Source organism: Amycolatopsis sp. DG1A-15b, from assembly GCF_030285645.1.
GTDB lineage: Bacteria > Actinomycetota > Actinomycetes > Mycobacteriales > Pseudonocardiaceae > Amycolatopsis.
In genome coordinates this window covers 3,827,575-3,842,951 of record NZ_CP127296.1, presented here as the reverse complement: position 1 = coordinate 3,842,951, position 15,377 = coordinate 3,827,575, and the positions used below count along the sequence as shown (strand labels likewise).

The 15,377-nt window shown below is 71.3% G+C and carries 20 protein-coding genes; 13 read left to right on the top strand and 7 right to left on the bottom strand.

The features are described from left to right. Positions 1-3: 3 nt before the first annotated feature. On the bottom strand, positions 4-474 hold the full coding sequence (locus tag QRY02_RS17430; protein ID WP_285992581.1) for an ArsI/CadI family heavy metal resistance metalloenzyme: 471 nt from the start codon (positions 472-474) through the stop codon (positions 4-6). An 82-nt stretch (positions 475-556) separates the two neighbouring features. On the opposite strand from QRY02_RS17430, the gene QRY02_RS17425 reads away from it, so the two are divergent. The 4 genes from QRY02_RS17425 to QRY02_RS17410 all read left to right on the top strand — a co-directional run bounded on the left by QRY02_RS17425 (position 557) and on the right by QRY02_RS17410 (position 2,653). Then, a complete protein-coding gene (locus tag QRY02_RS17425) occupies positions 557-919 on the top strand; it encodes an ArsR/SmtB family transcription factor (RefSeq protein ID WP_285992580.1) in 363 nt (120 codons plus the stop codon). Next, the gene (locus QRY02_RS17420; protein ID WP_285992579.1) at positions 916-1,077 is read left to right on the top strand and encodes a hypothetical protein; all 162 of its coding nucleotides are present in this window, start codon (positions 916-918) and stop codon (positions 1,075-1,077) included. The genes QRY02_RS17425 and QRY02_RS17420 overlap by 4 nt, the downstream gene beginning before the upstream one ends. Next, complete coding sequence (locus tag QRY02_RS17415; protein ID WP_285992578.1) at positions 1,061-1,471, top strand: arsenate reductase ArsC; 411 nt, start codon at positions 1,061-1,063, stop codon at positions 1,469-1,471. The genes QRY02_RS17420 and QRY02_RS17415 overlap by 17 nt, the downstream gene beginning before the upstream one ends. A 96-nt stretch (positions 1,472-1,567) precedes the next feature. After that, positions 1,568-2,653, top strand: a complete 1,086-nt coding sequence (locus QRY02_RS17410; RefSeq protein ID WP_285992577.1) for a hypothetical protein — start codon at positions 1,568-1,570, stop codon at positions 2,651-2,653. A 660-nt stretch (positions 2,654-3,313) separates the two neighbouring features. Here QRY02_RS17410 and QRY02_RS17405 read toward each other — a convergent pair. Beyond that, positions 3,314-3,691 (bottom strand): hypothetical protein, encoded by a 378-nt coding sequence (locus tag QRY02_RS17405; RefSeq protein WP_285992576.1) that lies wholly within the window; start codon positions 3,689-3,691, stop codon positions 3,314-3,316. On the opposite strand from QRY02_RS17405, the gene QRY02_RS48860 reads away from it, so the two are divergent. The 4 genes from QRY02_RS48860 (at position 3,578) to QRY02_RS17380 (ending at position 7,093) form a co-directional block, all read left to right on the top strand. Next, complete coding sequence (locus QRY02_RS48860) at positions 3,578-4,516, top strand: MmyB family transcriptional regulator (RefSeq protein WP_502874256.1); 939 nt, start codon at positions 3,578-3,580, stop codon at positions 4,514-4,516. The genes QRY02_RS17405 and QRY02_RS48860 overlap by 114 nt on opposite strands. A gap of 95 nt (positions 4,517-4,611) precedes the next feature. Next, entirely contained in the window at positions 4,612-5,556 is a 945-nt protein-coding gene (locus QRY02_RS17390; RefSeq protein ID WP_285992574.1) for an NADP-dependent oxidoreductase, read from the top strand. 18 nt (positions 5,557-5,574) lie between these two features. Further along, entirely contained in the window at positions 5,575-6,513 is a 939-nt protein-coding gene (locus QRY02_RS17385; protein WP_285992573.1) for an alpha/beta hydrolase, read from the top strand. 88 nt (positions 6,514-6,601) lie between these two features. Then, the gene (locus QRY02_RS17380; protein WP_285992572.1) at positions 6,602-7,093 is read left to right on the top strand and encodes a MarR family winged helix-turn-helix transcriptional regulator; all 492 of its coding nucleotides are present in this window, start codon (positions 6,602-6,604) and stop codon (positions 7,091-7,093) included. 9 nt (positions 7,094-7,102) lie between these two features. Here the strand turns inward: QRY02_RS17380 and QRY02_RS17375 are convergent, their stop codons facing one another. Next, positions 7,103-8,005, bottom strand: a complete 903-nt coding sequence (locus QRY02_RS17375; RefSeq protein WP_502874255.1) for a LysR family transcriptional regulator — start codon at positions 8,003-8,005, stop codon at positions 7,103-7,105. 167 nt (positions 8,006-8,172) lie between these two features. Between QRY02_RS17375 and QRY02_RS17370 the strand changes: the two genes are divergently transcribed. Both QRY02_RS17370 and QRY02_RS17365 read left to right on the top strand, forming a co-directional pair. Then, positions 8,173-8,796 (top strand): NADPH-dependent F420 reductase, encoded by a 624-nt coding sequence (locus QRY02_RS17370; RefSeq protein ID WP_285992570.1) that lies wholly within the window; start codon positions 8,173-8,175, stop codon positions 8,794-8,796. A 44-nt stretch (positions 8,797-8,840) separates the two neighbouring features. After that, a complete protein-coding gene (locus tag QRY02_RS17365) occupies positions 8,841-9,782 on the top strand; it encodes an SDR family oxidoreductase (RefSeq protein ID WP_285992569.1) in 942 nt (313 codons plus the stop codon). Between the two features lie 122 nt (positions 9,783-9,904). Here QRY02_RS17365 and QRY02_RS17360 read toward each other — a convergent pair whose 3' ends face one another. Both QRY02_RS17360 and QRY02_RS17355 read right to left on the bottom strand, forming a co-directional pair. Further along, entirely contained in the window at positions 9,905-10,636 is a 732-nt protein-coding gene (locus tag QRY02_RS17360) for an LLM class flavin-dependent oxidoreductase (RefSeq protein WP_285992568.1), read from the bottom strand. Between the two features lie 703 nt (positions 10,637-11,339). Next, complete coding sequence (locus QRY02_RS17355) at positions 11,340-12,023, bottom strand: TetR family transcriptional regulator (protein ID WP_502874210.1); 684 nt, start codon at positions 12,021-12,023, stop codon at positions 11,340-11,342. Positions 12,024-12,105: 82 nt separating this feature from the next. Between QRY02_RS17355 and QRY02_RS17350 the strand changes: the two genes are divergently transcribed. Together QRY02_RS17350 and QRY02_RS17345 are read left to right on the top strand one after the other, a co-directional pair. Next, positions 12,106-12,591: an SRPBCC family protein gene (locus QRY02_RS17350; RefSeq protein ID WP_285992567.1), complete on the top strand. Its 486-nt coding sequence runs from the start codon at positions 12,106-12,108 to the stop codon at positions 12,589-12,591. Continuing rightward, complete coding sequence (locus QRY02_RS17345; protein ID WP_285992566.1) at positions 12,588-12,968, top strand: DUF1304 family protein; 381 nt, start codon at positions 12,588-12,590, stop codon at positions 12,966-12,968. The genes QRY02_RS17350 and QRY02_RS17345 overlap by 4 nt, the downstream gene beginning before the upstream one ends. A 28-nt stretch (positions 12,969-12,996) precedes the next feature. On the opposite strand, the gene QRY02_RS17340 is transcribed toward QRY02_RS17345, so the two are convergent. Continuing rightward, positions 12,997-14,295 carry a glycosyltransferase gene (locus QRY02_RS17340; protein ID WP_285992565.1) on the bottom strand — a complete coding sequence of 433 codons (1,299 nt, stop codon included), beginning with the start codon at positions 14,293-14,295 and terminating at the stop codon, positions 12,997-12,999. A 78-nt stretch (positions 14,296-14,373) separates the two neighbouring features. On the opposite strand from QRY02_RS17340, the gene QRY02_RS17335 reads away from it, so the two are divergent. Then, positions 14,374-15,036 carry a TetR/AcrR family transcriptional regulator gene (locus QRY02_RS17335; protein ID WP_285992564.1) on the top strand — a complete coding sequence of 221 codons (663 nt, stop codon included), beginning with the start codon at positions 14,374-14,376 and terminating at the stop codon, positions 15,034-15,036. Here QRY02_RS17335 and QRY02_RS17330 read toward each other — a convergent pair whose 3' ends face one another. Continuing rightward, positions 15,037-15,351 (bottom strand): STAS domain-containing protein, encoded by a 315-nt coding sequence (locus tag QRY02_RS17330; RefSeq protein ID WP_285992563.1) that lies wholly within the window; start codon positions 15,349-15,351, stop codon positions 15,037-15,039. Positions 15,352-15,377: the final 26 nt, after the last annotated feature.

Genomic DNA, 15,377 nt, shown 5'->3' with positions numbered 1-15,377 from the left:
TCCTCAGTTGCAGCAACCCTCCGGCTTGGCGACTTCGCTGGCTTCGGCGTCCGGCGTGCAGCATGTCGCGGGGGTGACCAGCGCGGCGCTGTCGCTGCCGTACGTCGTCGAGTCGCCCTTGACCGTGTAGACCTCCCATGGCTCCTTGCCCGGCCCGTGGACCCACACCTTGTCCTGTACCGCGTAGCAGCAGGTGGTGTCGTCCTCGGTGAGCGTCTCGAGACCTTCGCCGGTGAGCCGCTGGGTCGCCGCGTTGACCTGCTCGGTCGACTCGACCTCCACGCCGAGGTGGTCCATCACCGTCTCCTGGCCGGGCTCGCCCTCCAACAGCACCAGCTTCAGCGCCGGCTCCTCGACCGCGAAGTTCGCGTAGCCCGGCCTGAGCTTGGCCGGTTCGGTGCCGAACAGCTTCGAGTAGAAGTCGATCGAGCCTTCGAGGTCGCCGACCCGCAGTGCCAGTTGCACTCTGGACATCCTTGCCGCTCCTTGGATAGATGGTTGTCTAACTAGGCGAGCTTAGATTGCCGTCTATATTGAAATCTGTCAATATAGAGGTATGTCGAAGCAACTGCCGCTCGTCGCGATGGACGCCTGCTGCGCGCCCTTGGCCCGGGAGCCGCTGACGCAGGACCAGGCGGTCGAGCTGTCGCACCTTTTCAAGGCGATGGCGGACCCGGTCCGGCTGCGGCTGCTGTCGCTGATCGCGTCCCACGCGGGCGGCGAGGCGTGCGTGTGCGACCTGACCGACGCCTTCGACCTGACCGGCCCGACCATCTCCCACCACCTCAAGGTGCTGCGCGAGTCCGGGCTGATCACCGGCGACCGGCGCGGCACCTGGATCTACTACCGCGTCCACCCGGAGGTGTTGGCGCGGCTGTCGGCGGTGCTCACCACCACCGGCGAAGCAGTCACGGCGTGACCGCCGTCGGCACCGGGACGGCACCGCGCCTGTCCACCATGGACAAGCTGCTGTGGCCGACGACGCTCGCGTTCACCGCCGCGGGCAGCAACTTCGGACTCGCCATCCCTGCCCATACCTCAGTCGACGGAGAAAGCGCCCATGACCGGCAAGCCTGAAGTCCTCTTCGTCTGCGTACACAACGCGGGCCGGTCGCAGATGGCCGCCGCCCTGCTGGCTCACCACGCCCACGGTGCGGTCGCGGTCCGGTCGGCCGGCTCCGCGCCGGCCGGCAGCATCAATCCCGCGGTCCGCGAGGCGATGGCCGAGATCGGGCTCGACCTCTCCCGCGAAGTCCCGAAGAAGCTGACGACGGACGCGGTCGAGGCCTCCGACGTCGTCATCACGATGGGCTGCGGCGACGCTTGCCCGATCTTCCCCGGCAAGCGGTACCTCGACTGGCAGCTCGAGGACCCCGCGGGCCAGGACGTCGAAGCGGTGCGGCCGATCCGCGACGAGATCGACCGCCGGGTGCGTGAACTGCTCGCCGAACTCTTGGCGCCCAGGGCCTGACCGCAGGATCGAAAGGGGAAGCATTGCGGCTGCGCCGTTTCCCGTGGCTTTCCAAGGTGCCGTAACAGGCCGCTTTCCCGGTGCGACTCGGGGAGCATGGTTTACGCCGCCGCACCGTCGGCCACTCGCAGCCGGCAACTGGGCAAGCACCTCGGACGGCTGGTGTTCGCGCTGGCCGTCGGGGCGGTCTTCCTGGTTGCGAGCCTGCCGAAGCGCACAGACGCGCTGTCGCGCAGTGAAGACTGGGCATGGCTCGCCGAGCCGGCGGGTGCGAGCAAGTGGCTCGACACGACGCTGGCGGGCCTGCCCGACCTGCTGGTCTGGCTGGGCTACGCGCTACTGGCGTACCTGGGTGCGCTGCTGCTGATCTCCCTCCGGCACTGGAAGCCCGGCCTGTTCTTGATCGGCGTGGTGGTCACGGCCGGCACCGCGGCGCTGCCGCACCTGCTCGGCTACGTCGGATTCGTGGTCTTCCACGTCGGCGCGTTCGTGGTCTTCGTGTTCGCCGCCGTGTTCGGTTTCTTCGGCGACCTCGCGCACGCCGTCCTGAATTTCCTGCACTTCGTCTTCACGAGCTGGTGGAGCGTTGTCCCGGCGATCATCGTCGTCGGCGTGCTCGTGCTGTGGCGCCGGGCCGCGAAGCAGTGGGTGAAGCCGGCGCTGATCGGGTTGGGGCTGCTCGCCGGGGCGGTGGTGGTGTTCGGCGGGCTCGGCCTGCTCCTGCGGCTGATCCCGGAGAGCTTCTGGGCCACCGTGGCCACGGTGGTGGGTCTGCTGCTCGTGGGGCTGGCTGTCGCGACGGTGGGGCAGTTGTTCGTCGATCAGCTCCGGAGCACGGTGATCGCCGGCAGCGGACGCCGGGGCGTCGTCATGGGGGCGATCGCCGTGGGGTCGGCGCTCGCGATGCTCATGCTCATCGGCAACATCCTCGACGCGTACTCCTGGTACCCGGACGCGATGGCGGCGTGGCTGCACGTCCACCTGCAGAACGACGGCGCGCCGAACTTGGACATCTCGATCGCATTGGTGGTCGTGAGCCTCTCGGCACTGGGCGTCATCAGCAACCTCGGGCGGCTGAAGCCGGAACCGGACCTGGCCGAGTTCAGGCGATCGATCGTTTACGCGATCGTGGGCGGGATCGCGGCGATGGCGATCGCGTCGGTCGCGAAGGACGATCGGTGAAGCCCGCGTAGTCAGGCCCAGAAGGGAACGGCGTGATCCGCCGCGCGAACGATGGCGTTTCCGTCGAGTGTGGTGGCGGTCGGATCGAGGCCCATGCTCGGCCACTCGAGGACGAATTCGAAGGGGCCCGGCGGCGGCAGCGGCCGGAGCCAGAGCTGCTGATGACGATCGTAGTACCGGTCGTTGCCGGAGGAGTCGGCGCCGACCCCGGCGAGCAGGGGCGGTCCGGCGTGCCGGAGGGACGGGCCCAGCCGGGGATGGCGTGTTCGACGGGCGTGACCTTCGAGCCGTCGGGGAAGCGGACGCCGAACTTCAAGCCGTCCTCGGGGGTCTCGAGGACGAGGTCGGTTCCGGCCATGCGTTGCCAGGCTGAGCCGTCCAGCGAGCCCCGCCGGACGGCCAGGTGCAGAGCGAGCACACAGCCCTCGGGAAAGGCGACCGCGTAATGCAGCGCGGCGACCATGGCGTCCGTCCTGGCGACGAACTGCTGGATCGGCACGCCGGCGGCCGTCGCAGCTGGCCGACGCGCTGCACCCGGTACCCGGATCTGGATGATCTGTCCCTACGACACCAGGATCACCGGCGTCGGTGTGGTCGAGGTGGCACGCCGCATGCATCCCGAGTACGTCGTGGACGGCGAGATCCGGCCGTCCACGCAGTTCAGGGCCCCGCGGAGGCCGACGGACCGCGGCGGCCACACCGTCGGGCACCGCCGAGGACCTCTTCCGCTTCGAGGGCGACCTGGTCGCCGTGCGGCGCTACGGGCTGGAGCGGGCGAGCGCCCTGCTGCGGTCCGAGGACCCCCGCCGCGCGCTGGCCGAGTTCCTGCGGACCCGGGTGCGGCCGCAGGACGTCGGTCTGGAGCCGGGCCCGCGGCGGCGCGTCGCCGGACTGCGCCGCGAGGAGCTGGCCCTGCTGGCCGGGGTGAGCTCGGCCTACTACCAGCGCATGGAGCAGGGCCGCGACGTGCGGCCCTCCGACGAGGTCCTCGACGCCATCGCCGGGGCGCTGAACTTCTCCGCCGAGGAGGCCCGGCACCTGCACAGCCTCGCGGCCGCCGCGCGCACCCCGGCCCGGCCTGCCCGCTCGTACCCGCCGGAGGAGGTGCCGGAAACCACGATGCGGTTGCTGCGCGCGACGTCCTCACCGGCGCTGGTCGTCGGGCGGTTCCTGGACGTGCTGGCGTGGAATCCGCCGGCCGGTGCGCTGCTGGGCGCGTTCACCGAGGTGCCCCGGGCCGAGCGGAACCTGCTGGCGTTGTTGGCTGCACCCGGAGGCCGGCCAGGCGTGCCCGGAGCGGGCGGCCACGGTCGCCGAGCTGACCGCGATGTTGCGGGCGCAGGTCGCCGCCGAGCCGGGCCACCCGCGTGCGGTGGAGCTGGCGGTGCGCAGTGCGGAGTTCGCGACGCTGTGGGCCCGCCACGACGTCGAGGACACGACCCGCGGCCGGATGCGCGTCGATCACCCCCTGTTCGGGGAGCTGAACCTGGACTGAGACGCCTACCCGATGCCGGGCGCGCCCGGGCCCGTGCTCATCGGATCCGGATCGCCGGCGGAAGCACACCGTTCGCGGGGCGGCTGACTGCCGAGCAGGAGGACTTGGGGCACCCACGGGCCAACGGCCGATCCGCCCGTCGATGTCGGCGATCGGCCCCGGCGGCGATCACGGTGCCCGGTTCCTCGAGGCCGCCACCGGACTTCCATCCCGTCAAGTTACCCCGGCCCGAGCTGAGCGAGAGAACCCCTGCCGGGTGGGCCAAGTTGGCCCAGGCTGACCGGGCCCGCGGCCACGATCCTGGCTCCATGTGGATCACCGCGGCTGCCGCCGAGCTCGCCGCGGTGCCGGTCTCGCGGGCGCAGTGACCCAGCTCACTTGCTTCGAATTCGAAGCAGCAGTAGTGTGATCATAGTTGCTTCAAGTTCGAAGCAGATTTACCCTCGGCGAAAGCGAGACTCCGATGAAGGCAGTGCGTTTCCACGAGTACGGCGCCCCCGACGTCCTGCGTTACGAGGACGTGGCGCAGCCGGTTCCCGCGGCCGGGCAGGTCCTGGTCCGGGTGGCCGCGACGTCGTTCAACTCCGTCGACGGCAACATCCGCGGCGGCTTCATGCAGGGGCCCATCCCGGTCGAGCTGCCCCACACCCCCGGCCTCGACGTCGCCGGCACGGTCGACGCGCTCGGCGAGGGACTGGACGGTCTCGCGGTCGGGGACCAGGTCGTCGGCTTCCTGCCGATGGACAAGCCCGGCGCCGCCGCGGAGTACGCCCTCGCCCCCGTCGAAATCCTCGCGGCGGCCCCGAAGAGCGTCCCGCTGGCCGACGCCGCGGCGTTGCCGCTGGTGGGTCTCACCGCCTATCAAGCGTTGTTCGACCACGGGAAGCTGACCGCCGGGCAGCGGGTGCTGATCAACGGTGCCGGTGGCGCGGTCGGCGGCTACGCCGTGCAGCTGGCCAAGAACGCCGGTGCCTACGTCATCGCCACGGCCAGCCCGCGCAGCGGCGACGCGGTCAAGGCGGCCGGTGCGGACGAGATCGTCGACCACACCACCACCGCGGTGGCCGACGCCGTGACCGAACCCGTCGACCTGGCGCTCAACCTCGCCGCGGTCGACCCGGCCGGCCTGGCCGCGCTGGTCACCCTGGTCCGTCCCGGCGGGGTCCTGGTGAACACCACGGTCTGGATGCCCGCGCCCTCCGACGAAGAGCGCGGCGTGCGCGGCATCGACCTGTTCGTCCGCAGCGACGCCGACCAGCTGGCGAAGCTGGTCGCGCTGGTCGACCGCGGCGAGCTGCGCGTCGACGTCGCCGAGCGGGTCGCGCTGGACGCGCTGCCGGTGCTGCACGCCCGCGCCGCCGAAGGCGCCGTGCACGGCAAGGTCGTCGTCGTCCCGTCCGCCGCCTGACTCCGGAAGGCAGAAACCGTGTCTCTGAACTTCGATCCTGAAATCGCCGAGGCGCTGGCCCCGATGGCCGGCGCGACGCCACCGGCGGTGGGGGACATCGCGGGCCGCCGTGCCCTGTGGGAGCCGATCATCGGCGCCGCGGGAACGGCCCAGCCGATCCCGGCCGACGTCAAGACCAGCGAGCACCACGCGACCGCCGACGACGGCGCGCGGATCACGATGCGCTGGTACACCAAAGAAGGAGCGGCACCCGGTCCGGCGGTGCTGTTCTTCCACGGTGGCGGGTACATCTTCGGCCACATCGATCTGTTCGACGGGCCGGTCAGCCGCTACGTCTCGGCCAGCGGCGTGCCGATGCTGTCGGTGGAGTACCGCCGCGCCCCCGAACACCCTTTTCCCACTCCGCTCGAAGACGCCTACGCCGCGCTGCGCTGGCTGCACGAGCACGCCGCCGAACTGGGCGTCGATCGCGAGCGGATCGGCGTGATGGGTGACAGCGCCGGCGGCGGCCTGGCTGCCGCACTGACGATCCTCACCCGCGACCGCGGCGGCCCGAAGATTGCCCGCCAGATCCTGCTCATGCCGATGCTCGACGACCGCATCCCCGCTCCCGACCCGCACATCGCGCCCTTCGTGCTGTGGTCCTACGACGACAGCCGCACCGCCTGGCCGGCCCTGCTCGGCGACACCGCCGGCGGCCCCGACGTCCCGGCCACCGCGGCCCCGGCCCGGCTCGAAGACGCGACCGGTCTCCCGGCGGCGTACATCGAAGTCGGTCAGCTCGACGTCTTCCGCGACGAAGACACCGCCTACGCCACCAAACTCAGCCAAGCCGGGGTGGAGGTGGAATTCCACCTGCACCCCGGCGCCCCGCACGAGTTCGACTCCATCGCCTTCGGCTCCGACGTCGCGCGGCGCGCCATCGCCGACCGTGTCCGGGTCCTCAAGTCGATCTGAACCTTGAAGAGACTGTGGACGATCCCGGCGGCCTGTTCGCCGGGACGGCACAGCACACCTTCGAGTTCGAAGCAGTAGGCTGGGAGCCATGCCGGATTCGCCGCCGTCGCTGGACCCCGTGCAGCTGGGCGCCTACTTCGACCTCATCGAGGTGACCAGCCTGCTGCGGCACGCGGTCGAGCAGCAGCTGCGCGAAGCCGGTGAGCTCAGTTATGTGCAGTTCCAGCTGCTGGCCCGCCTCGGGGATTCGCCGACGGGCAGCCACCGCATGACCGACCTGGCCGACGGCGTCGTCTACAGCCGCAGCGGCCTGACCTACCAGGCCGGCCTGCTCGAGAAAGCCGGTCTGGTGGTGCGTACCCCGTCCCCGGACGACGAGCGAAGCGTCACGGTCACCATCACCGACGCCGGCCGGGCGCGGCTCGCGCAGGTGCTGCCCGGGCACATCGAGGTGGTCAGCGGCCTGCTCTTCGAACCGCTCTCCCACGACAACGTCAAAACCCTCGCCGCCCTGCTCGCTCCGGTGCGCGACCACATGCGCTCGACCCCACCCCGCTCAGCCGCGCCTCGGCGCCGCTGAGGATTCCGCTCACGAGATGGAATTGCCCCCGCGCTGCCACATCTCGTAGTTCCCGCATTCTGCGGTGGTTCCAGCCGCCGTTTGAGCGGCCGTGAAGAAATCGTCGACCATGGTCGAGACGCGCGATTCCGCCACCGCGAGACACACCTGTTCGGGGGCCAGATCCGGGATGGGTACGTAGCTGATTTCCGGGTGTGAATAGAACACGGTCGCCGAACGGGCCAGGAACGAGATGCCCCGGCCGGCCGCGACGTGCTCGAGCGTTTCGTCCACCCCGCGCGCCAGGTACCCGGCGTTGGGGTGCGGGCGTCCGGTGGGCTGGGTGCTGGGATCGGCGTGCCAGATCAGCGGCTCGCCGGCCAGATCGGCCTCGGTGACTTCCTCCTTGCCGGCCAGCCGGTGACCGGCGGGCAAAACCGCCACCCGTGGTTCGGTGTAGAGCGGGGCCACGCGCAAGCCGGCTTCGTCGATGGGCAGCCGCACGTAACCGATGTCGATGCGGCCGTCGAGCAGCATCGGGGCCTGGTCGTCGCTTTCGATCCGTTGCACGTCGACGAGAACGTCCGGGTGGCGAGCGGCGAACAGGTTCACCGCCGGAGCGGTCGGGATGCCCGCCCGGAAGCCGACCATCAGCCGCCGGCTGCCTCGCGCGGCCACGGTCACCCGGCGGCGGGCCGCATGGGCGGAGGCGAGCAGCGGGCCGGCGTCGGCCAGCAGTTGCCGTCCGGCGTCGGTCAGCGTGACGCCGTGGCTGTCCCTGGTCAGCAGCGCGGCGCCGAGATCCCGTTCCAGTGCGCGGATCTGCCGGCTGAGCACCGGCTGGGCGATGTGCAGTTCCTCGGCGGCGCGGCCGAAGTGGAGCTTGTCGGCGACGGCGACGAAGTAGCGCAGCTTGCGCAGGTCCAGATCCATGGAACCTCCCGGTCCGGCGATGCCTTCAGGGTATCGCAGCAGCTGAAAGAGGTCTTGGACGCGCACTCGGGCCGGTGGCAGCCTCGGAAGTCGGACGCCGTCGACCATGCGGCGATTCACCAGGACGGGACCGAGTGTCCGGTCCGATCTGCAGAAAGCAGCACACCATGAGCAGCATCAGCATCATCGGCCTCGGCGGCATGGCCCGGGCCATCGCGGCCCGCGCGGTCGAGGGCGGCAACACCGTCGAGGTCATCGGCCGTGACGCGGCCAAGGCCGGCGAACTGGCCGCCGCGCTCGGCGGCGGCGCCACGGCCGGGACGTTCGGCACCGCACCCGCCGGCGACCTCGTCATCCTCGCCGTGCCGCACGCCGGCGGCGTGCCGGTCGTCGCTCAGTACGGGGATGCGCTGGCCGGCAAGGTCATCATCGACATCTCCAACACGTTCGCGGGCCCCGACGACACCGTCCTGGTCACCGCCGAGGGCAGTTCCGGTGCGCAGGAGATCGCCAAGGCCGCCCCGGCGAGCGCGCACGTGGTCAAGGCGTTCAACACCGTCTTCGGGCACGTCCTGACCCGGGGTGGCCCGCTCGACGTGCTCGTCGCCGGCGACGACGCGGGCGCCAAGGCGAGCGTGTCGGCGTTCATCGAGAGCCTCGGGCTGCGCCCGCTGGATGTCGGTGGCCTGGCGATGGCGCACTGGCTGGAGGGTGCCGGCCTGCTGCTGATGGGCCTGGCCCGCAGCGGCGCGGGATTCGACGTCGCGCTCGGCGTCACCGTCCTCGACTGAGCGTCCCGCACCAGCACAACCGTTTGACAAGGAGCATCAGCAGCATGCGCGTTTTCGTCACCGGCGGGACCGGCCACGCCGGCTCGCACCTCGTCCCCGAGCTCATCGCCGCCGGGCACGAGGTCACCGGCCTGGCCCGGTCGGACGCCTCCGCGGCGGAGTTGGCCGCACTCGGTGCGAAGGTGCGTCGCGGCAGCCTGGAGGACCTCGACGGGCTCAGGGAGGCGGCCGCCGACTCCGACGGCGTCATCCACGTCGCGCACCGGCAGGACCTGCTTCCGGCCGGCGGGATGGACGCCGTGGCCGCCGCGGAACTCCCGATCGTGCACGCCTACGGCGACGCCCTCGCGGGAACGGGGAAGCCGTTGGTCGCGGCCGGGAGCATCGGCTCGCCCGGGAACGGGCGGAACCTGGACCGGCCGGCCACCGAGGAGGACCCGGCGCTGCCCGCCGGCGACGAGCACCGGGGCACCCTGCGGGCTCGCAACGTCGTGGAAACCGCCGTGGCCGGCCTCGCCGAGCGGGGCGTGCGCTCTTCGGTCGTGCGGCTGCCCACCATCATGCACAGCACGACCGATGCGGGCTTCCTCACCACGTTGATCGCCGTGGCGAAGGAGAAGGGTTTCGCCGGCTACCCCGGGGACGGCGCGAACCGGTGGAACACCGTGCACGCCCGCGATGCCGCCGCCGTGTTCCGCCTGGCGCTGGAAAAGGGCCCGGCCGGCCGGGCCTGGCACGCGGTCGAGGGCGAGGGCATCCCGTTCCGCGAGATCGCGGAGGCCATCGGCCGCCGTCTCGGCGTGCCCGCCGTGAGCATTCCCGCGGACGAGCTGGTGCTGCCGGGATACTTCGGGTTCCTCACGGCCGTGGTCACGCTCGACCTCCCGGTGTCCAGCCTCATCACCCGCCGGACTCTCGGCTGGAAACCCGTTCAGCCCGGCCTGTTCGCCGATCTGGACAACGGCCATTACTTTCCGGCCGGCTGAAGGGGCGGTTCACCACGAGCCCGGCCGACACTGCTGGAGAAAGCGGAAAACATGACGGCAGTGGGATGCATCGGAAGCGGCAACATCGGCCGTGCGGTGGCGCGGCCCGCGGTCGACGCCGGTCACCCCCGGCCGGTCCGCGCGATCACCTGGCCGGCGAAGTCGAGCATCTCGTCAAGGCCGGTGAAAACCACGAAGGGGTCGAAGTACGCCTCGTCGACACCGGACTCGGCGTACCGCCGCAGCTTGTCCGCGAGTGAGCCGGCGGAAGTGCCCGGTTCGAGGTTGATCCGCATGGCCGTCTTCAGTGCGTCGGGGTCGCGGCCGGCGTCCTCCGCCGCTCGGCGGGCGATCGACCAGAGGTGATCGGCGCCCTCGTCGCGGCTGCCGGCCGACGCGGCGGGTGCCGGTCCCTCGACCCCGAGCCAGCCGACCCCGCTGCGGCCGACCCGGCGCATCGCGGCCTCGCTGGCACCGCCGATCCAGATGGGCGGGCCGCCCGGCTGGATCGGCCGCAGGCCGGCGTGGACCGGGGGCAAGGTGAAGAACTCGCTGTCCCACGACACGGGGTCGGTCGTCCACCACGCGTGCAGGAACGCCAGCGTGTCATCGAGCATCTTGCCGCGCCGGCGCCAGTCGGCGCTGCGGGCGACGTCGTACTCCTGCTTCATCCACCCCAGTCCCACACCCACGCCGAGGCGGCCGTCGCTGAGCACGTCGAGCGTGGTCAGCAGCCGGGCCAGGTGCGGCGGCTCGTAGTAGAACGTGCTGAGCGTGCTGGCGTTCAGGCGGATCCGGCTGGTCGCCGCGGCCGCGACGGTCCACAGCAGGACCGGATCGAGGGAGCGGGCCATCTGCGGCCCGTGGGCCAGGTACAAAACCGAGCTTCATCGCGAGTCTCCTCGGGCGGGGTCGTTCGCCGACATCGAGCACTCCTCCGGCCGGGCGTCCGGAACCGGTCGCCCTGTTATATACACCGATCTGTGTGCTTAATGTGGCGGGTGGCCGTCCGGGGCGCAACGGCCTTGCCGTCGGAGTCGTGGCCGGCGCTGTGGGGTGTCGGCGTCGTGCTGCTCGGGTTGGGTTGGGGGGTCAGGCCGGGTTCTGGGCGAGCAAGCCGTTCATCACCAACGTGTTCTCGTCGTTGGCGGCGGCGTTGTTCGGAGTTCCGCTGCGTTGATCGTGGTGCGGCGGCTGGGCTTGGCGCAGGCGGAAGCCGTGGGGGCTCGCGCGGCGCGACGCCTGGCGGCCACGGTCGCCGGGAATCTCGCCTCGGCGGCTCCGGGCCTCCACCCCGGCCCGCTCGGCGACCTGCGCGACGCCGAAACCAGAGAGAGCGATCTGCCGTCACGAGGTTCGCCATCCCGTCGATCCGGGCGGCGAGCGGTGCTTCCGGCCACGTGCCCAGTTGGAGATCGGGTGCGAACTGGCGGAAGCGGTCGGCGCACTCGACGATCTCACCGCCCAGGCGGCCCGGGTGCTGACGTCGCCCTCGGGGTGACCAAAAGGCGGCGTGCCGTCGCACCGCCTTGTCGCCCCGGCCGGTGCTTCGAGGCGTCAGTCGTGCTTCGGCAAGGGCTCGGGGAAGCCGGCCAGTCCGTGCTCGACCAGCCGGGCGGCGCGGCGGACCTCCCGGGTCACGGCGTCGATCGCGTCCGGTAGGGGGTGGCCGGGGCGCAGGTGGGTTCGCAGGGCGCGGAACTGGACCCGCCACAGACCGAGGAGGGCGGCCGCGACGATCTGGGGTTCGGGGTCGTCGGGGCGCAGTCCGGTCCGGGCGGCGAGCACTTCGGCGGCGATGTCGACGAACCGGTCGGCGGTGTCGCTCTGGTACGCCCGCAGCGAAGGTGTGTCGCGGATCAGATCGCCGAACTTCCGGTACTGCGCCAGCGCGCGGTCGGGGTCGGCGGCAAGACCCGCGACGAGGCCACGCAGTTCGTGGTCGAGCACCGTCAGCATCGCGGTGACCGGGGGGAGCGCCGGGTCCGACAGGTGCGTGCGCAACGCGTCGGCTGTCGCTTCCAGCCGGTCCAGGAGCAGCGCTTCTTTGCTCGGGAAGTAGTTGAAGACGGTCTTCTCGGAAACTCCGCACGCCTCGCCGATGTCGGCTACCCGGACGGCGTCGAAGCCGTGCTCGACGAACATCCGCGCGGCGGCGTAGGACAGCTGCTGGCGCATCGCGCGCTTCTTGCGCTCGCGCAACCCTTCGCCGGCCGGCCGGCCGGGTTCCGTCGTCGTCACGAGACCATCCTACTTCAGTCACGCAAAAAGTTCTGCTACAGTAATTTTATAGCTACTGAAGCTACTGGCTGAGGAGGCCACCGTGTCCGAGATCCACATCGTTCGCGACTACCCGCACTCGCCCCTGAAGGTCTGGCGGGCGATGACCGACCCGGACCTGGTCCCGTACTGGACCTCGACCGGGAAAGGCGCGCACGCCGTCGGCTTCCGGCCCGTGGCCGGCAACCGGTTCCGGTTCGTCGCCAAGCCGATGCCCGGCTGGCGGGGGATCGTCGACTGCGAAGTGCTGGAGGTCCGGGAGCGGGAACTGCTGCGCTACACCTGGGTCGGCGCAGAGGGCGAGCCACCCAGCCACGTCCTGTACCGGCTGGAGCCGACCCCCGGGGGAACCCGCTTCACCTACCACCACACCGGATTCACCGGAATCGGCGGGTTCGCCATGGCCAAGCTGCTCGGCTCGGTCCGGGCCAGGATGCTCACCGCCGGGGTGCCGGCCCTGCTCGCCCAGCTGGACGAGACCGGCGCGCTACGCCCGGACACGACACTGCGGCCGGCGCCACCCCGATGAACATCCCCGCGCAAGCACTCGCGCTCGTCGCGGCGCTCACGCACCTGTGGATCTTCACGATGGAATCCGTCCGCTTCGAGCACCCTCGTGTGCACGCCATGTTCGAGGTGCGCGCGGCGGACCTCGGCGCGGTCCGCCCCTGGGCGTTCCACCAGGGCTGCTACAACGCTCTCCTGGCCCTGCAGGTGTTCGCCGGCCTGGCCGCGGTGCACGTGGGCGCCGTCGCTGCCGGCCGGGCCCTCGTCCTGGCCGCCGGCGCGTCCATGCTCGTGGCGAGCGCGGCCCTGATCGCCTTCGACCCCCGCCGGGCGCGGATCAAGGGCCTGATCGGCCAGGGCGCACCAGCCCTGGCGACCCTCATCGCCGTCGTGGCCTGAGCCGCACCAGCCGAGGCAGGCGGTCGTGTCATTCACTCGCCGTTCGTTCGGCCACCAGCGCGTCGACGATTTCGGCGAGCTTGCGGACACCGCGGGTGCCGGCCATGCGTCCGGCGATGCGGCGTGCGGCGTCGCGGTAGCGGTGGTCGTCGAGGACGGCGCGGACGGCGCGACGGATGGCCGGCGGCGCCGGGGTCCGGGTTCTGATGCGGCGTCCGACGCCGGTCCAGGCCACCCGGGCGATGACTTCGGGTTTGTCCTCCTGACGGCCGGTGGCCACGATCGGCACGCCGTAGCGCAGCGCGTACTGCACGCCGCCGTACCCGCCGTTGGTGACGTAGACGTCGGTCTTCGGGAGCAGCTCGTCATACGGCAGGAACTCGGCGGCCCGGGCGTTCGCGGGCAGCGGCGGCAGGGAATCGAGCGGGCGCCCGCCGGTGGCCACGGCGATCAGCACGTCCTCGTCGGCGAGGCCGTCGAGTGCCGGCGCGATGAGCTGACCGTAATCGCTGTTGCCGATCGTGCCCTGGGTCAGGTGGACGACGGGCCTGGAGCCGTCGAGTTCCGGCCACCACGGCGGAAGCGGGGCCCGCGAACCGGAAGCCGAGATCGGCCCGGCGAAGTGCAAGGTGGCGGGGGCGTCGGAGCGCGGGTACTCGAACTCGGGCACGGTGAACTGCACGATCGCGTCGGCGTGGCGGGGCCAGTCGAGGACGGCGAACGGGATCGGGCGGCCGTGCAGCCGGTGGAACATCCGGTCGGCGGTCCGCTCGACGGCCGGGAAGAGGACCTTGGCGGTGAGCAGGGCGAGCGCGGTGTTGCGCAGCCGGCCGAGCGGGCCGCGCAGCGGCGTGAGCCCGGTGCCGAAGGGGGCGGTGTCCCGGCTGGCGATCATCAGCGGGCAGATGCCGCACATCACGATCGGCGGCCGGACGCCGAGCGGGTGGCCGAGGAGGAACGCGCCGCCGACGAAGGCCGGGTCGGCCAGGAGTGCGTCGGCCGGTTCGGCGGCGTGCGCGGCCATGACGGCGTCGTGCTGCGTGCGGCCGGGCCGGACGAAGACGTGCTCGAGGTCGTGGGCGATCGCCCGGGTGCCGCTGAGCGCGGCGCGCTCGGGGAAGGTCTGGTTCCAGTCCTGCCGGTCGTCGAAGTCGGCTTCGGCCGGCAAGGGCAGGTGCTCGGCGCCGGTCGCCGTGACGACCTCGGCGAAGCGGGAACCGGTGAGGAAGCGCACCCGGTCTCCTCGCCCGGCGAAGTGCCGCGCGACGGCGAGCAGCGGGGTGACGTGCCCGTGGACGGGCATGGTCGCGATCATGATCGAGGGCATGACGCCCTCCCTCTGTCGCCGGGGAGATAGAATTGGGGACTATGAAGCAGTATTCATCTGCATGGGACAGTAGTCAATATGCCGGACACTGACCGCGGCGCGCGCTCTTACCGGTCCGAGCTTCGGCAGCGCCAGGCCGCGGAGACCAGGCGCCGGGTGGTCGAGTCCGCCATCCAGGAGTTCGGCGAGCGCGGGTACCACGGCGCGACCTTCGCGCGGATCGCGAAGCGGGCCGGGGTCTCGGTCGAGACGGTGCGTGCCAACGGGCCGAAGGCGGCACTGCTGTGGGCCGCGGTCGCGGTGGCCTCCTTCGGGGTCGAAGGCGAGATCGACTTCTTCGACACCGAGCGCGGCAAGAACATGCTCGAACTCCGTGCGCCGGAGGCGTTTGCGGCCTACGTCGGGGAGATGATGCTGGCGATCAACGAGCCCGTCGCCGGGGTCTGGACCGCGGTGACCGCCGCGGCTCACGGCGACGGCGAGGTCCGGGACACCTTGGCCGAGCGGCTCGTGTCCATGCGAGGGCAGGTCGAGAAGGTGCTCCGGGTGGTCGGCGAACGCGACTGGCTGCGGACCGACGTGCCCTTCGACGACCTCGTCGAGGCGCTCTGCGTCATCACCAGTGTCGAGGCCTACGTGCGTTATGTGCGCGTGGACGGCAAGCCGCGCGAGGAGTACCAGGCCTTCGTCGCCCGCACCGTCCACGACACGATCCTCCGGCGCCGGGAGCGGGATCGCTGATCAAGGGGCGAGGGGGAGTGCGGCGTCCAGGCCCATCGTGACCAATTTCCGCCGCGCCTGCCCGGACGGCACGACCCGCAGCGACCGTCCTTCCTCGGCGCACAATCGAGCCAGGACGACCAGGCGCGCAGCGGCTTCCATGCTGAGGTAGGTGACCGCCGACAGGTCGACCGTGATCGCCGCCGCGGGAATGCCGCGAACTCGGTCGGCGATGTCGTCGATCGCCGTCGTGTCGAGCAGTTCTCCCGCTGCGACGAACGTCTGCACCGGTTGGGCGCGGGCCGGCTCTTCGTGCGGGTTGACGACTGTGCTCATGCTCGATCCCGTTCCGCCGGCCGCCG

Bases quoted from the DNA above. Each gene is read 5' to 3' on its own strand.
- QRY02_RS17430 (WP_285992581.1), bottom strand. From the start codon at position 474: ATGTCCAGAGTGCAACTGGCACTGCGGGTCGGCGACCTCGAAGGCTCG.
- QRY02_RS17425 (WP_285992580.1), top strand. From the start codon at position 557: ATGTCGAAGCAACTGCCGCTCGTCGCGATGGACGCCTGCTGCGCGCCC.
- QRY02_RS17415 (WP_285992578.1), top strand. From the start codon at position 1,061: ATGACCGGCAAGCCTGAAGTCCTCTTCGTCTGCGTACACAACGCGGGC.
- QRY02_RS17410 (WP_285992577.1), top strand. From the start codon at position 1,568: ATGGTTTACGCCGCCGCACCGTCGGCCACTCGCAGCCGGCAACTGGGC.
- QRY02_RS17390 (WP_285992574.1), top strand. From the start codon at position 4,612: ATGAAGGCAGTGCGTTTCCACGAGTACGGCGCCCCCGACGTCCTGCGT.
- QRY02_RS17380 (WP_285992572.1), top strand. From the start codon at position 6,602: ATGCCGGATTCGCCGCCGTCGCTGGACCCCGTGCAGCTGGGCGCCTAC.
- QRY02_RS17375 (WP_502874255.1), bottom strand. From the start codon at position 8,005: ATGGATCTGGACCTGCGCAAGCTGCGCTACTTCGTCGCCGTCGCCGAC.
- QRY02_RS17370 (WP_285992570.1), top strand. From the start codon at position 8,173: ATGAGCAGCATCAGCATCATCGGCCTCGGCGGCATGGCCCGGGCCATC.
- QRY02_RS17365 (WP_285992569.1), top strand. From the start codon at position 8,841: ATGCGCGTTTTCGTCACCGGCGGGACCGGCCACGCCGGCTCGCACCTC.
- QRY02_RS17360 (WP_285992568.1), bottom strand. From the start codon at position 10,636: ATGGCCCGCTCCCTCGATCCGGTCCTGCTGTGGACCGTCGCGGCCGCG.
- QRY02_RS17345 (WP_285992566.1), top strand. From the start codon at position 12,588: ATGAACATCCCCGCGCAAGCACTCGCGCTCGTCGCGGCGCTCACGCAC.
- QRY02_RS17340 (WP_285992565.1), bottom strand. From the start codon at position 14,295: ATGCCCTCGATCATGATCGCGACCATGCCCGTCCACGGGCACGTCACC.
- QRY02_RS17335 (WP_285992564.1), top strand. From the start codon at position 14,374: ATGCCGGACACTGACCGCGGCGCGCGCTCTTACCGGTCCGAGCTTCGG.
- QRY02_RS17330 (WP_285992563.1), bottom strand. From the start codon at position 15,351: ATGAGCACAGTCGTCAACCCGCACGAAGAGCCGGCCCGCGCCCAACCG.